Genomic DNA, 14,132 nt, shown 5'->3' on the forward strand with positions numbered 1-14,132 from the left:
GGCATGACGGTCGTTGGCCGCTTCATCCGCCCAGTCCGCAGAGATCCCGCTTGCTCCAGTCAACCTGTAAACACCTACAATATACTACGAATCACTACGTGATCGGGTGTGCGCCTCGGCCCAGTTGGTTCATTTCCGACACAGACGCATGAGGTAAGTCGGGTGTGTGGGGCCGTGGTCGAGGCGCTGCGTTGCCGCAGCCGAGTGAGTGACGTTACCTGTGATGGGTGATCCTGCCGGCCTTCGCCCCGGCGCTGTTCCACACCACGGATCCCGGGCTCCCGCTTATTCGGCAAGCCCCAGGAAAACCAGCAGCGCGCGATCGAGTCGGATGAGGTCGCTATCGGCGAGACGGCCGATACGCTCGTGCACGTTCGCCCGCGGCATTGTGGTGATCTTGTCAACCATAATTTTGCTTGGCTGCTCAATGCCGGTTGCCGCTGTCGGTTCCACAGTGATCCGGCTCAGCGGTGCCTCGACGGGGTTGGTGGTCAGCGGACAGACCGTGACCGAGGCGGTCGCATCGAATCGATCATCCTGAACGATGACGACCGGTCGCGGCTTGCCCGTGTAGACACCTCGTGCGGCAGCGACGTGGATATCGCCTCGCCTCACTCAGCGGACTCACCCTCGGCGGTCCAGTCGCAAGAGATGGCGTCGACAAAAGCTTGATCGTCGGCCTCCTGCTCGCTGGCGGCGATGGCAGCCGACTGGCGGTGAGCTTCTGCGGCGAATTCCGGCGCCCGTACATCGGGCACCCAAATCTGAACGGGCCTAAGCCCCTGGGCGCGCAATCGCCGGCGATGCTCCTGCACCCGCTCTCGTGTGCTAGCCATCCATCAATGTTACATGTAACATGACCGGTAATCAATTCGTTCGGCGCGGCTCACACCCAATTCTCCCCGCCGGATACGAGCGACTGCAGGCCACGGTCGCCGAGCACGGGGTGGCGCAGCCCGAACGCGTGGTTGACAAAGCCGATCGTTCTCTCTCGGGAACTGCCGAAGCGCGCTCCGTCATGGGGGTAGATTGCCGACTTGCAACCAAGGTCAAGATTGTCTGCCGTTTTGACTATGAGCCATTGGCAAATGGCTGGTGATGGTGCTGGCGAAGGTAGAGGTGTTATTCCCGACATCTGAGGGGTAGGTGTGATTGTTCTGTCGGATTGTGGCAGCCGGATCGCGGTGGTAGACCCATCGGTGAATTCCGGTCTCGAAATACGCGGCGTTACTCGTCGCCTATAGCGGTGACGAACTCAAGCCCGGGTGCTCCGTCGAATATCCCGTCGTGGGAGACCAGCGGCACACCGAGGCGTATCGCGGCGGCTGCGATCCATCGGTCGCCGTCATGAAGCTTGTCGGCGAGCGCATGGCCGATCTGTGCGCAGTCCGCACGCAAGGCTGCGCACGTCGTGATCATCTCATCATCAGGCTGGACGACGGTCAGTTCCGCGATGCGGCGTTCGAGGCGGCGGCGCCGCAACTGGCCCCACCCGGCGCGTAGGACTCCGTATCGGAGTTCCATCGCGGTTTGGAACGCGAGCAGCACGGGCTTTGGGCCGATCAGCGTGCGGTAATGCTCAGCGAGCCGATTGGGACGGTCATCAAATAGCCAGCTGATGACCATCGTGTCCACGACCACGCCCGATGGCTGGGCGTTGGTCATGCGCCCGCGAGTGCAGCCTGGAAAGCCGCCCACTCCTCCTCGGGCACATCCCCGATGACGAGGCGGTCACGCGGAGGTAGTGGCCGGGCACGCCGGATCGCCTCGTCGGGCGCGTAGGTGCGCACGACTGGCTCTTCAGGTTGCTCGGCACTGGACACGATGCCGAGTTTACCGCCGCATGCTGACGCCCGGTGCCTGAGATCTGCGATCCGCTGGCGTGTTCACCCCCGGCGAGCGACCCCAAGATGGGTTGCTCACGATACGTGAGGTACCTCAGATGTCGGGAATAACACCTCTACCTTCGCCAGCGCCGTCACCAGCCATTTTGTCAATGGCTCATGGTCAAAACGGCAGACAATCGTGACCTTTGTTGCAATCCGGAAATCTACCCCCATGGACCGCGGCAGATCGGCCAGTCCACACGTTCGGGTTTCAGGACCTTACCTTCGGTTCATTCAGATATTTGGCAGTGACGTGCTCATGAACGCGCACCGCGCCTGGAGCTGAGGACAGGGCAGATGATCATCGACATCGCCTCGTGCCCGCACCCGCTCAGCCGCCCGATCCGACTGGGTGCGGTGTATCCGCGTCGGCCGTGATGACCAGCTGGGTGCGTAGTCCCATCCGAGCGGCGAGATTTACCAGCGTGTCCAGGGAAAACTTGCTGATCTTCCCGCGGATGAGATCGGACACCCGGGGCTGGGTGATCCCGAGGTTGCGCGCCGCGGTGGTCTGCGACCACCCGAACTCGGTGAGCCGATTCCCGACGGCGAGGATGAGGTCAGCGCGGGCACGCAGGTTGGCTGCCTCTTCAGGGGTGTCCGCGATAGCGTCCCACACGTTGGTGAAGCTCCGCACTTCGTCGCTCATGGTGTGTCTCCTTCCCTGTGTGCTGCGTCCCTACGGGCCGCTTCCAATCGCTTCTTGCAGAGGTCTTTCGCCGACTTCGGTATCTTCTGGGTCTTCTTCGTGAAGCAGTGCAGGACGTAGACGCATTCACCGATCACCGTCGTGTACATGGTGCGGAAGATGCCCTCGGCGGTTTTGACTCGGATCTCCCGGAGGCCCGGGCCGACAGTGCTCATCGGCTTCCAGTCCTTCGGGTCCAGCCCCTGCTGTACGCGGTACAGCTCAACGCCGGAGTCATGTCTCGCGTGATCGGGGAACTCCCTAAGCTCATCGAGCGCCCGCCCCACGAACCTGACCTCCTTCACAACCCGACTATACAAAAATTTGTATAACATGACTAGAGCGTCACAAAGCAGTACTGAACCGTCTTACCTCAGATGTCGGGAATAACACCCCTACCTTCGCCAGCTCCGTCGCCAGCCATTTTGTCGATGATTCACCGTCAAAACGGCAGACAATCGTGAGCTTGCTAACACGTCGGAAATGTATCCCCTTGGACGTGGCGGCGCGCGCGTCGCAGGGCGGGGGGACGCGCCGCAGGGGATCAACCGATCCGCCCGGGGTTCGATTGATCTCCCGAACGGGCATTCAACAATGCGGCCGGTGAGGTTGTGCAGCTCGACTTGGTGACGAAGCTCCAAAACTGGAAATGCGCCCTCAGCGCTGCCGCGCGGCCCGTTCGCGTCGACGGCTTCGCGTCGCACAACACCTTGCCGAAGCAAGTATCGGCGTAACACGGCTCCAGCTCCTACAACGGTGTTGACCGGCGTTCAGCTTAACGATGTCGGCGGATTTAGCACTGCGACACGCCTCCGCCAAGGAGTCCAGGCGCGGTCCGGTCGTGACTCCTTGATCGGCTCCCCTCAGGTAGTGGTGCCCGGCGAGGTTGGCCCCGCCACCCGGCGGATCTCGGCCAGCCGTTCTTCACAGATGCGGTAGAAGACCCAGCTTCCGCGACGCTCCCGCGTGACCAGGCCTGCCTCGTGAAGGACCTTCACGTGGTAACTCACGCTCGGTTGGGAGATACCGAGTGGGCCGGTCATGTCGTAGCCGCATTCCCCGTCCGGTCTGCCTCTGAGCAATCCGAGGAGTTGGACTCTGGTCGGGTCAGCCAGGGCCTTGAACAGCTTGGCAATCCGTTCGGCCTCGTCGCGGTTCATCGCTTGGTCCAGCGGCGGACAGGGGCTCGTGTCCTCGGTCCTCGCCGCTGCAGGTGCCGCAGCTACGGCAATCGGGGTATCCCGAGAAATTGGCATATCAAGATATTGACAATTATCGAATAGCGTTGCAAGCTTCCAGGAGCATCCCTTGCGTCTATACGACTAGAGACCAGCGTGTCCAAGCTCCGTGATCCCGGTGTTCAGTACTGGACCATCCGTACCAGCCGGTCTGGACTTCGCATGGACCGCGCCGGTGCGGCCGTTACCGTTCCCCGGTTGCAGATCGGCATCCTGCGAGTCCGACCGATGGTGGCTGAGAAGTCCGGCGCAGCGGGCCGGGGAGCACCCAAGGACAGTCTCCACGCACCGGCGGGAGCAAACTGATGGCCGATACCGTGACCTACCGAAATCCTGAAGCCCTGGCCACACCCGAGTGGCTCGCCGAACATCTCGACGATCCGTCGGTCCGGGTGGTGGATGCGCGCTTCGCCATCCGGCCTGCTGACGAGGGAACGCTGGTAGGCGCCGGGGAGCGGGACGCCTATCGCGAGGCCCACATTCCCGGCGCGGTGTTCGTCGACGTGATGAGCGACCTCTCGGATCCCGATGACCCGTCCGTGGTGGTGCCGCCGGAGCGGTTCGAGGAACTGATGGGTCGCCTCGGGATCGGCGACGAGACCACGGTGGTGGTCTACGACAGCCAAGGAGGAACCTGGGCTGCCCGGCTGTGGTGGGCTCTGCGCTACTACGGCCACGACGCCGTCATGCTGCTCGACGGCGGTTTCACCTGCTGGCAGGCGAAGGGATTCCCGCTCGACAGCGAGGTTCCCGACCCTCCGTCGGCGACGTTCACCGTGCGGGTGCGACCCGGGCTTCGGGTCGACGGCGATCAAGTTGCCCACGCCATCGGCCGCGACGACGTCTGCATCGTCGACGCGTTGCCCGAAACCTTCTTCACCGGTGCCGCTCGCCTGTACCCGAGCCACCGGGCCGGTCATATCCCGACCGCCCACAACGTGCCGGCGCCATCCCACATAGACCCGGCCACCCATCGCTTGCGCTCCGCCACCGAGCTGGCCCGGCTGTGGGAGCCGGTGGGGCTGGCGCCGTCTCGCCGCGTCATTACCTACTGCGGCGGTGGGGTGTTCGGGGCCTTCGCCCTCTTCGCGCTCCACGTCATGGGACACGAGAACGCCGCCCTCTACGACGCCTCATGGATGGAATGGGGCGCCGACCCCAGCCGGCCGGTGGAGACCGGACCGACAGCTGCGGCACAGGATCAACACCAACCGACGAACCCAAGAAGGCAGTGATGGCACGAATCAAACTCATCGACCCCGACCAAGCTCAGGGACGGACCCGTGAGGTCTTCGAGCGGGTAAAGGCGTATTACAAGATGGTGCCCGGCCTGCAGCGGGCATTGAATTACCTGCCCGAGACCACAGACGCGTTGTGGACCCTGAGCCTGAACACGGCGATGGAGGGAAGCATCCGCGAAGAACTCAAGCGCGTGTTCTTCGCGGTGACCGCCTATGAGGTCGAATGTGAATACTGCACCGCGGCCCACATGATCGCCCTGATGGGCAAGAAGTGGAGCCGCCAGGAGTGCGTGGAGCTTATCGAAGGCAAACCGTCTCCCCGTCTGACCGACAAGGAGAACGCCGCAGTGGACTTCGCACGGATGGTCGGCCGTCGTCCGGCCGGAGTCACGGACGAGATGACCGACAAACTACGAGCATTCGGATGGACCGATGCCCAGATCGTGGAGATCGTGGCCTCGGTTGCGTTGATGCGCTACACGACCACGGTGGCCAGTGCCCTCGACGTACCGCTCGAAGAGGCGATGGAAGGCGTGGGGGTGAGTTGCGGGGTGCCGCTGGATCGGCTCGAGGGTTGACGCAACGAGGCACCCGTTCACCGACGGCCTCGACATGCCGGATGAGTCGACGAACGAGCCGCATCCACCGCGACAGCGACCTCAGCGGTGTTTATGCACGGAATGTGGCTTCGTGACGAGACCGTGCCGGCGCGCGCCGTCTGGCGGGTGTCAGAGCCGGGTCCGCTGGTGGATGTCTTCAGTGAACTCGGCGAGCACAGCCTCTGTCAGCGAGGGCCGGGTCTCGGCTATTGCCGCGAGGTAGTCCTCGGTGCGGGACGGCTCGCCACGATTGAATTCGATCTCTCGCTCGAACCCACATTGCGCGCCCTTGCGCGCAGCGAACTCGATATCGGCCGGAGTGAACATCTCGCTGGCCGCGACGAGTTCGTCGATATCGACCGAATCGGCGGCCGGTCCGAGATATCTGGCCCAGATCGCGGCTCGCGCCGTCGCGTCCGGGGGTCCGATCGGGATGATGTAGTCGAATCGCCCGGGTCGCAGAAAAGCCGAATCCAAGGATCGCACCGAGTTCGTCGCGCAGATCAACAGCCGGTCGTCGCGCTGGCGAAACGCCGGGATCAATTTGAGCAGTTCGTTGGTGACGCCGTGCGCCGGATCGCAGCGTTCGCCCGAGCGTGATCCGGCGATTTCCTCGACTTCATCGATGAAAACCACCACGGCTTCCAGTTCCATCAGCGTCACGAAGGCTTCTCGCAGGGCGCTCGCCAGGGCAACGTCCGGTGCGGCCAGACGCGACGGCAGGAGTTCGACGAACGGCCAGCCGAGCCGACCTGCAACGGCTTTGGCGAAGCTGGTCTTGCCGGTTCCCGGGGGCCCGAACAAGATGACCGCCTTCGGCGGTGAGACACCGTATTTTTCGGCAATGTTCGGCTCGGTCAGCGGCAGCACGATCCGCCGCTCCACGATCTCCTTCTCCGATTCCATCCCGCCCATCGCGTTCCACAGGCCGCGGGGCATCGTCTGGGCGCCGAGTTCGGCCAGCAGGCCCGCGTCCGAGGAGCCGACGGTGTCGACCTTTTCGAAAAACGACAGGTCGGTCCGTTCCCGGTAGCCAGAGTTGCGCAGCGCCGCCGTGCCGGTCGCCTCCGCAGGCAGCAGCGCACCAACGCGCCGCACGCCCAGCGCGCGCAGGCGCAGCTCAAGCTCGCCCAATAGTGCGCTGCCGACACCCCGACGACGCCACCGGCTGTTGAGGCCGACCAGCGAAATCCACGCCCGTTCCCCCTGGAGCTCGGCGACCGCTATGCCCACTAACTCGTCGCCGACGACGGCGACCACCGCGGGCCGTCCTGACCTGGCCGCCGACACCACCTCGGAGATCGGAAAGGCCGGCGGCGGGTCGCCGGGGTGGCGGCTCTGGTCCCACACCAAGATCGCCTGATCGAGGTCGTCGTCGTGAAAGTCGCGCAATCGCCATGGCGGCATCGGGCTGCACCTCCTTGCCAGTGGGCGGCGCTGTTGGCGTTTTCCATCGCTTCCCAGCGCTGTGTCTGATATCTTCGCATACCCCAGGGGGCATAGTCATGGCGGCGGCGCCGCCCTTCAACTCCGGCCCCATCCAGGGTAGCGTCGTGGGAGTAGTTGTCCCGGCTGAGGAGTTGCCCGTTTAAGACCAGTCCGATCGGGAGGAGTGGCGATGACTGTTGAGGCTCCCTCTGTTGCTTCGCTGCACGCGCGGCGGCCGTTTCCGGCCCGGTTGGGCCCCAAGGGAACTCTGATCTACCGCCTGGTCGCGACCACCGATCACAAGACGATAGGGATCATGTACGTGGTGACCTGCTACGCGATGTTTTTCGTGGGCGGGTTGATGGCGCTACTGATGCGCTCCGAGCTTGCTTCGCCGGGACTGCAGTTCTTGTCCAATGAGCAGTACAACCAGCTGTTCACCATGCACGGCACCATCATGCTGCTGCTGTATGCCACTCCGATCGTGTTCGGGTTCGCCAATCTGGTGTTGCCGCTGCAAATCGGTGCACCCGATGTCGCGTTCCCCCGGCTGAACGCGTTCTCCTTCTGGCTGTTCCTGTTCGGCGGGCTGGTCGCGCTCGCCGGCTTCATCACTCCCGGCGGTGCCGCCGATTTCGGTTGGACCGCGTACACCCCGCTGTCCGACGCCATCCATAGCCCCGGAGCGGGCGGTGACCTGTGGATCATGGGCTTGATCGTCGCGGGCTTGGGCACGATCCTGGGTGCGGTCAACATGATCACGACCGTGGTGTGCATGCGCGCACCGGGGATGACGATGTTTCGGATGCCGATCTTCACCTGGAACATCCTGGTGACGTCCATCCTGGTGCTGATCGCGTTCCCGATCCTGACCGCGGCGCTGTTCGGGCTGGCCGCCGACCGGCACCTGGGTGCCCACGTCTATGACCCGGCCAACGGGGGTGTCCTGTTGTGGCAGCATCTGTTCTGGTTCTTCGGCCACCCCGAGGTCTACATCGTCGCGCTGCCGTTCTTTGGTATCGTCACCGAGATCCTCCCGGTGTTTTCCCGCAAACCGGTGTTCGGCTATACCACGCTGGTGTATGCGACGTTGGCGATCGGCGGGTTGTCGATGGCGGTGTGGGCGCACCACATGTTCGCCACCGGCGCGGTGCTGTTGCCGTTTTTCGCGGTCACCTCATATCTGATCGCAGTACCGACCGGGATCAAGTTCTTCAACTGGACCGGCACCATGTGGAAGGGCCAGCTGACTTTTGAAACCCCGATGCTGTTCTCGGTCGGATTTTTGGTGACGTTCCTGCTGGGCGGATTGTCCGGTGTGCTGTTGGCCAGCCCGCCGCTGGACTTCCACGTCACCGACAGCTATTTCGTGGTGGCGCACTTCCACTACACCCTGTTCGGCACCATCGTGTTCTCCACCTTCGCCGGTGTCTACTTCTGGTTCCCGAAGATGACCGGCCGGCTGCTGGATGAGCGGCTGGGCAAGCTGCACTTCTGGCTGACGCTGATCGGGTTCAACACCACATTTTTGGTGCAGCACTGGCTGGGCAACCAGGGCATGCCGCGCCGCTACGCCGACTACCTGCCCACCGACGGCTTCACCACGCTAAACGTCATCTCCACGATCGGCGCGTTCATCCTGGGTGTATCGATGCTGCCCTTCATCTGGAACGTGTTCAAAAGCTGGCGCTATGGCGAACCCGTCACCGTCGATGACCCATGGGGTTACGGCAACTCGCTGGAGTGGGCCACCAGCTGCCCGCCGCCGCGGCACAACTTCTACGAGTTGCCCCGGATTCGTTCCGAACGTCCGGCGTTCGAACTGCACTACCCCCACATGGTCGGACGCATGCGCGCCGAAGCTCACGTCAGCCGCCGTCACGACGTGGCCGATGAATCCGCGGTCCACGCGGGTCTGCGCCCATAGGGACCCAATATCGGTTGGGCTGCAACAGGAATCGCCTTCGCGGCTGCGAAGGTGACGCGCGGGACCAACCCCCGGGAATATACCCCTACGGGTATTTGTTGTAGGTGGTATCACCCCGGCGACGGAAGGATTACCACGATGACCGTCACCGAGAGTCTCGCCCCCGTTCCTGTCACCGGCATGCCCCGCATCGGCGACCCGGCCCCGGCCTTCACTGCCGTCACCACCCAGGGCGAGATCAACTTTCCTGCCGACTACGCCGGCAAATGGGTTATCTTCTTTTCCCACCCGGCGGACTTCACACCGGTGTGCACCAGTGAATTCATGACGTTTGCCACGATGCAAAATGAGTTCGCCTCCTACAACACCGAGCTGGTGGGTCTGTCCGTCGACGGGCTCTACAGCCACATCGCCTGGCTGCGAACGATCAAGGACAAGATCGCCTTCCGCGACATGCACGACGTCGAGGTCACCTTCCCGCTCATCGAGGACGTGTCAATGGCGATCGCCCAGAAGTACGGGATGGTCATGCCGGGCGAGGACACGACCAAGGCGGTGCGCGCGGTGTTCGTCATCGACCCCCAGGGTGTGATCCGGACCGTCATCTACTACCCGCAGAGCCTCGGCCGCAACTTCGACGAGCTGCTGCGCATTGTCAAGGCGCTACAGACGGCCGATCACTTCCACGTCGCAACGCCGGCCGACTGGCGCCCCGGCGACCCGGTGATCGTGCCCCCAGCAGGCTCATGCGGCACCGCGAAGCAACGAATGGAGGACCACGTCGAAGGCGTCGAATGCGAAGACTGGTTCTTCTGCACCAAACAGATCCCCGCCGACGAGATCGAATCCGCTATCCGGGTTAAAGACGGTGCGTAACGAAGCTCGGCCTTGACACCTCACTGCTATCCGATGGTCCCCTGGCCGCCTCCAACACCGCAAAATCGTGGCTACCCAACGCACGTTTGAATGCCTACGCCAATCACCGCGTAGTTCAGGCGCTGCTCCAAACCGGTGTTGTAGACCGCGCGGCACGCATCGGCGGTCATGCCCGAAGCGGTGGAGGCGGCTAGCTTAGCCATTGTGAGGTGAGCCCGTCGTAGTGGCGCCTCTCTGTGTCAAGGGGCCCGTTTCGGTGTCGTTGTAAGGTGGCTGCTGGCGGGTCCGGAAAGTGACTTGTCCGAAGTGCCGGTGTGCGGGGTTTCAGCTGGCCACGCAGGATTTGAGTGTCGTCCCCGAGTGTCCTTCAGGGCCTGCCGCCATGGAGGCTGCGTCGCGGATGAGTTGTCGATAGACACCTGTCCGACAAACGCCGTTTCAAGCAGCGCATCGCTTCTTTGTGGCCTTTGCCCTCGGATCGTTTCCTCAGGTAGTAGGTCCTGCCTGGGGTGTTCTGCCGAATTTGGGTCAGCGCCATGACGTGAAGACAGAAATTCAACTGGCGATCGCCGGCGCGGGAGAGGCGGTGGCGGATTACATCGCCTGACGACACCTCGATGGGAGCCGTGCCCGTGTAGCTGGCGAAGGCGGCAGCTGAACGGAATCGAGTGATGTTCCCGACCCGACCGAGGATCTTGCCGGCGGTCAACGCGCCGACGCCGTGTAACTGGGTCAGGGTGGTACCGGAGGCGCTGACAGCGGCCTCGATGTCGTTTCCAGCCTTTTTGATCCGGCGGTCGAGCTGGCGGACCTCGCTGATCAGGTCCATCGCCAGGGTGCGCAGCGTCTTGGCGGCAACATCGCGGTGCCGGACGCTGCGAAGTAGTTCAGCGGCTTGATCGGCGCTCAGCTCGCGCCCAGCACCGGCAGGGACCAATCTGGTCAGCACGACGTGCAGCCGGTTGACGGTCTGCGTACGAATCTTCACCAGGTCGTCACGGTGCTCGACGATCGAACGCAAAACTATTGTTGCGGTGTCAATCTCAACACTATTGAGTATCCGAGATGTCAGCGCAGCCACGCCGACTGATAGCGCGTCGGCGTCGTCATTCTTGCGGCCATGCCCCGTCGACAGCAGCCGCACCCGAGCAGCCAACTTCGCCGGGACATCCATGACTGTGATCTGGTCTGCTCGCAGCCGTTCGGTCAGCGGTGCCCCCAGACCAGTTGCTCCTTCGATCGCCCAGGCGGCATCGGGCCACCGCCGGGCAAAACGCCGCAATGCCCGGTAACCATCGCGGCTGACCGGAACCCGGATGGTGTCCAGCGGCTGCAATTGGCCATCGATTGCCGCCGCCGTCCATGACGCCTTGTGCGGATCAACCGCGATCACCACCCGATGATCGTCGGACTTCGTCATTACCGATACAGGCAACTTCTCTCTCCTTTCCAGATTCAATATTGAAAGCGGAGAGGGCACACCAACTTTCGGCTACACAGGCCTCTCTTCAGCCACTCCCAGCAGGTCGGTGGTGACCGGCCCACAAGCCACTACAAAGTCAACCCGCAGGCGACAGGTCCAGTCCGAGCCAAGACCGGCCACCACCTAAGGAATCATGGCTGCAGACCTGATCCCCTACAAGAATTGAACAAGTTGGTCCAGTCGTTATGCGGCTCTGTTGCCCGGTGTTCGGGCAAGGAAGAATCGGCAACGACATGGCATCGGACATTCGCCACCAAAGGGGTCCCCCTCACTGGCGCGCGGGGGCGATCTTGGGGCGACAGCCGCTACTTGTCAACACATTTAACGTGGCTGATCCGAAAATGACTGATACAGGCGGTGTTTGGTGAGGGCGTGTGAGGTCTCCCGACGTGACGCACGGTCGGGTGGACGGCGGTTGCGGTTAGGCCGCCGCAGGGGTGAGAGTCACGTGGTGACCCAGGATTTCGAGTTGGTGGATGAGGTTGCGGGTGCGTCGCTGGGTGTTGACCGCTCGCGGGTAGAAGTCGGCGCCCAGGTCGTGGAAACGGGCGGTGGGGTCGGCCAGCAGGTGCCAAACGATGACCAGGATCGAGCGGGCCACCGCGACGATCGCTTTGAGTTTGCCGCGGCGTTTGACCAGCCGCCGGTAGCGCTCGCCGAGGAAGGTGTCGGTCCTGGCCACCGACGCAGCGGCATCGGCGAGCACCCGCTTGAGATAGGGATTGCCCTTGCCGATCTTGGCCGATCTTGGCCGATCGGCGGCGGGTGCCGGACTGGATGGTGCGTGGGGACAGTTTGGCCCACGAGACGAGATGTCCGGCGGTTGGGAATTGGGTCATGTCCAGGCCGACCTCGGCGATGGCGGTCTGCGCCGCCGCGATCCCGATTCCGGTGATCTCGTCGAGGCGGGCGACTGCGCCGAGCGGGGCCGCGCCCTCGTCGACGCCACCGGGACCTGGCGGTGGCGCACAAGCTGCGGGAATGTCGGCGAGCAGTTGATCGACGCGGACGGTGAGTGTGTCGATCTTGGCAGTGAGTGCGTCGACTTCGTCGAGCAACATGGCGATGAGTTCGGCGTGGTGGGCATCGAACCGGCCGGTAAGCGCCTCCTTGAGGGCCGCGCGTTTCGGGCGCATCTTTCCCAGGGCGTATTCGGCCAGCACCTCGGGATCGTGCTGGCCGGCGATCAGCGCGTCGAGCATCGTCCGCCCGGGCTTGCCGAAGATGTCGCTGGCGACCGTGGACAGCTTGATCAGGCTGTCTTCGAGGAGCTTCTCGATGCGCTGCTTGAATCGGGTGCGATCTTCAACCAGGTCGACCCGCAGCCGGGTGTAGTCACGCAGCTGGCGAATCTCCATCGGCGGGATGAAGCTGGGCCGCAGCATGCCACGCTCGTTGAGTTTGGCCAGCCACACCGCGTCCAGCTTGTCGGTCTTCGGTCGGCCCGGCACCTGCTTGATGTCATGGGCGTTGACCAGCCACACAAGCAGGCCGCGGGCCTCCAACAGGTATACGAACGGGCGCCAGTAGTCCGACGTGGCCTCCACGACCACTCGCTCGATGTGCTGCCGAGCCAGCTCGTCGGCCAGGTCCATCACCGCCCTGGTGGTGGCGCCAACATCCCAGATCTTCGTAAGTCGCCGCCCGGCGACGCTGGGATGCGGAATCCTGGTGCACACCTTTCCCGAAGCCTTCGCGATATCGACCGCAGCGACGCGCTGCACCACCTCCACGTTGTCATCGGCGTCGATCACCTCAGGTTCTCGCGTCATCTCGGCACCTCCTCGTTTCCACATCTACCGTTGCGGGACGCCCGGGGGCCTCGGTCAGGGAACCGAAATTCTGATCCGCGTGCTCGAAGCAACAGTGCGCGACCCTTCTGGTCGGGCCCCGGCGCCAGACTGACTAACGGGCTCAACTACCAAGGAAGCGTCGGCGTCGCGGGCGACCCACAACCATTTTCACGTCGGCACGACGCGCCCACCAGGGCACAGGGGGACTGACTGACTAGATAAATCCGATCCTCAACGCATGGGACGCCGACGGCTGGTGGTCGCAGGCGCGATGCTCAATTGTGTTTCATCCCGGCGGCCGCCGCCTCGCGCAGCGCCGCAACGCGGTCGGCCATCGTGCCCGGCCCGTTGAACAACGCCGAGCCTGCGCAGAAGACTGTTGCGCCGGCGCGTGCGGCGGCCCCGATCGTCGCGGCGTTGATTCCGCCATCTACCTCCAGCTCGACTTCCAAACCGCGGCGGTCGATTTCGGCGCGGGCCGCGGCGATCTTTGGTTCCATCGCCGCTAGATACTTCTGGCCGCCGAAGCCCGGGGCGACCGTCATGATCAGTAGCGGGTCGGACAAGTGCAGCACGTTTGTCACCGCCTGCATCGGTGTGGCGGGATTCAGTGCGACACCGGCCCGCGCGCCCAGATCGCGAATCGCAGAAAGTGTGTGAGGTAGGTGCCGAGTCGACTCGGCGTGCACGATAACGATCTCGCAACCTGCTTCGACCCATCTCGGCAGCATCAGGTCTGGATCGTCGACCATCAGGTGCGCTTCAAAGCCGAGGCTCACATGCCTGCGACTGGCGGCGATAACGTCGGGCCCGAATGTCAAGTTGGGCACGAATCGGCCGTCCATCACGTCCCATTGGATCCGGTCGACGCCCGCCTTCTCCAGTTGCTTGACTTGCTGGCCGAGTTCTGAAAAGTCCGCTGGCAGAACAGAGGCGACGAGTATCGGTGTGCGCATTCATCCCACCTCCCGGT

At 63.5% G+C, this 14,132-nt stretch carries 16 protein-coding genes; 5 read left to right on the top strand and 11 right to left on the bottom strand.

Annotated features, from left to right (window positions below; genetic code table 11):
• Positions 1-285: 285 nt before the first annotated feature.
• Both BN4346_RS33620 and BN4346_RS33625 read right to left on the bottom strand, forming a co-directional pair.
• Entirely contained in the window at positions 286-615 is a 330-nt protein-coding gene (locus tag BN4346_RS33620) for a type II toxin-antitoxin system PemK/MazF family toxin (RefSeq protein ID WP_067971402.1), read from the bottom strand.
• Positions 612-836 (bottom strand): antitoxin MazE family protein, encoded by a 225-nt coding sequence (locus tag BN4346_RS33625; protein ID WP_067971405.1) that lies wholly within the window; start codon positions 834-836, stop codon positions 612-614. The genes BN4346_RS33620 and BN4346_RS33625 overlap by 4 nt, the downstream gene beginning before the upstream one ends.
• 20 nt (positions 837-856) lie before the next feature.
• Between BN4346_RS33625 and BN4346_RS47665 the strand changes: the two genes are divergently transcribed.
• Positions 857-1,099, top strand: coding sequence for a hypothetical protein (locus BN4346_RS47665; RefSeq protein ID WP_154677584.1), 243 nt, complete (start codon positions 857-859; stop codon positions 1,097-1,099).
• A 128-nt stretch (positions 1,100-1,227) separates the two neighbouring features.
• Here BN4346_RS47665 and BN4346_RS33630 read toward each other — a convergent pair whose 3' ends face one another.
• From BN4346_RS33630 to BN4346_RS33645, 5 genes are all read right to left on the bottom strand, one after another.
• On the bottom strand, positions 1,228-1,665 hold the full coding sequence (locus BN4346_RS33630) for a PIN domain-containing protein (protein WP_067971407.1): 438 nt from the start codon (positions 1,663-1,665) through the stop codon (positions 1,228-1,230).
• A complete protein-coding gene (locus BN4346_RS49495; protein ID WP_268811478.1) occupies positions 1,662-1,790 on the bottom strand; it encodes a hypothetical protein in 129 nt (42 codons plus the stop codon). The genes BN4346_RS33630 and BN4346_RS49495 overlap by 4 nt, the downstream gene beginning before the upstream one ends.
• Before the next feature lie 427 nt (positions 1,791-2,217).
• Positions 2,218-2,535 carry a helix-turn-helix domain-containing protein gene (locus tag BN4346_RS33635; protein ID WP_067971410.1) on the bottom strand — a complete coding sequence of 106 codons (318 nt, stop codon included), beginning with the start codon at positions 2,533-2,535 and terminating at the stop codon, positions 2,218-2,220.
• Positions 2,532-2,879, bottom strand: a complete 348-nt coding sequence (locus tag BN4346_RS33640) for a type II toxin-antitoxin system RelE/ParE family toxin (protein WP_235653610.1) — start codon at positions 2,877-2,879, stop codon at positions 2,532-2,534. The genes BN4346_RS33635 and BN4346_RS33640 overlap by 4 nt, the downstream gene beginning before the upstream one ends.
• Before the next feature lie 558 nt (positions 2,880-3,437).
• Complete coding sequence (locus BN4346_RS33645) at positions 3,438-3,734, bottom strand: ArsR/SmtB family transcription factor (RefSeq protein ID WP_067971415.1); 297 nt, start codon at positions 3,732-3,734, stop codon at positions 3,438-3,440.
• Between the two features lie 383 nt (positions 3,735-4,117).
• Here BN4346_RS33645 and BN4346_RS33650 point away from each other — a divergent pair, with 383 nt between their 5' ends.
• Entirely contained in the window at positions 4,118-5,047 is a 930-nt protein-coding gene (locus BN4346_RS33650) for a sulfurtransferase (protein WP_067971418.1), read from the top strand.
• On the top strand, positions 5,047-5,631 hold the full coding sequence (locus tag BN4346_RS33655; protein WP_067971419.1) for a carboxymuconolactone decarboxylase family protein: 585 nt from the start codon (positions 5,047-5,049) through the stop codon (positions 5,629-5,631). The genes BN4346_RS33650 and BN4346_RS33655 overlap by 1 nt, the downstream gene beginning before the upstream one ends.
• 150 nt (positions 5,632-5,781) lie before the next feature.
• Here BN4346_RS33655 and BN4346_RS33660 read toward each other — a convergent pair whose 3' ends face one another.
• The gene (locus BN4346_RS33660) at positions 5,782-7,059 is read right to left on the bottom strand and encodes an ATP-binding protein (protein WP_067971420.1); all 1,278 of its coding nucleotides are present in this window, start codon (positions 7,057-7,059) and stop codon (positions 5,782-5,784) included.
• Positions 7,060-7,270: 211 nt separating this feature from the next.
• On the opposite strand from BN4346_RS33660, the gene ctaD reads away from it, so the two are divergent.
• Complete coding sequence (gene ctaD / locus BN4346_RS33665; protein ID WP_067971421.1) at positions 7,271-9,007, top strand: aa3-type cytochrome oxidase subunit I; 1,737 nt, start codon at positions 7,271-7,273, stop codon at positions 9,005-9,007.
• Positions 9,008-9,145: 138 nt separating this feature from the next.
• On the top strand, positions 9,146-9,883 hold the full coding sequence (locus BN4346_RS33670; RefSeq protein WP_407695073.1) for a peroxiredoxin: 738 nt from the start codon (positions 9,146-9,148) through the stop codon (positions 9,881-9,883).
• Between the two features lie 367 nt (positions 9,884-10,250).
• Here BN4346_RS33670 and BN4346_RS33675 read toward each other — a convergent pair whose 3' ends face one another.
• The 3 genes from BN4346_RS33675 to rpe form a co-directional block, all read right to left on the bottom strand.
• Positions 10,251-11,342, bottom strand: coding sequence for an IS110 family RNA-guided transposase (locus BN4346_RS33675; protein WP_235653611.1), 1,092 nt, complete (start codon positions 11,340-11,342; stop codon positions 10,251-10,253).
• Between the two features lie 329 nt (positions 11,343-11,671).
• Complete coding sequence (locus BN4346_RS33680; protein WP_235653612.1) at positions 11,672-13,138, bottom strand: IS110 family RNA-guided transposase; 1,467 nt, start codon at positions 13,136-13,138, stop codon at positions 11,672-11,674.
• A gap of 296 nt (positions 13,139-13,434) precedes the next feature.
• Positions 13,435-14,115 (bottom strand): ribulose-phosphate 3-epimerase, encoded by a 681-nt coding sequence (gene rpe, locus BN4346_RS33685; RefSeq protein WP_067971422.1) that lies wholly within the window; start codon positions 14,113-14,115, stop codon positions 13,435-13,437.
• Between the last annotated feature and the right edge of the window lie 17 nt (positions 14,116-14,132).

Source organism: Mycolicibacter icosiumassiliensis (assembly GCF_900078685.2).
GTDB classification, from domain to species: domain Bacteria; phylum Actinomycetota; class Actinomycetes; order Mycobacteriales; family Mycobacteriaceae; genus Mycobacterium; species Mycobacterium icosiumassiliensis.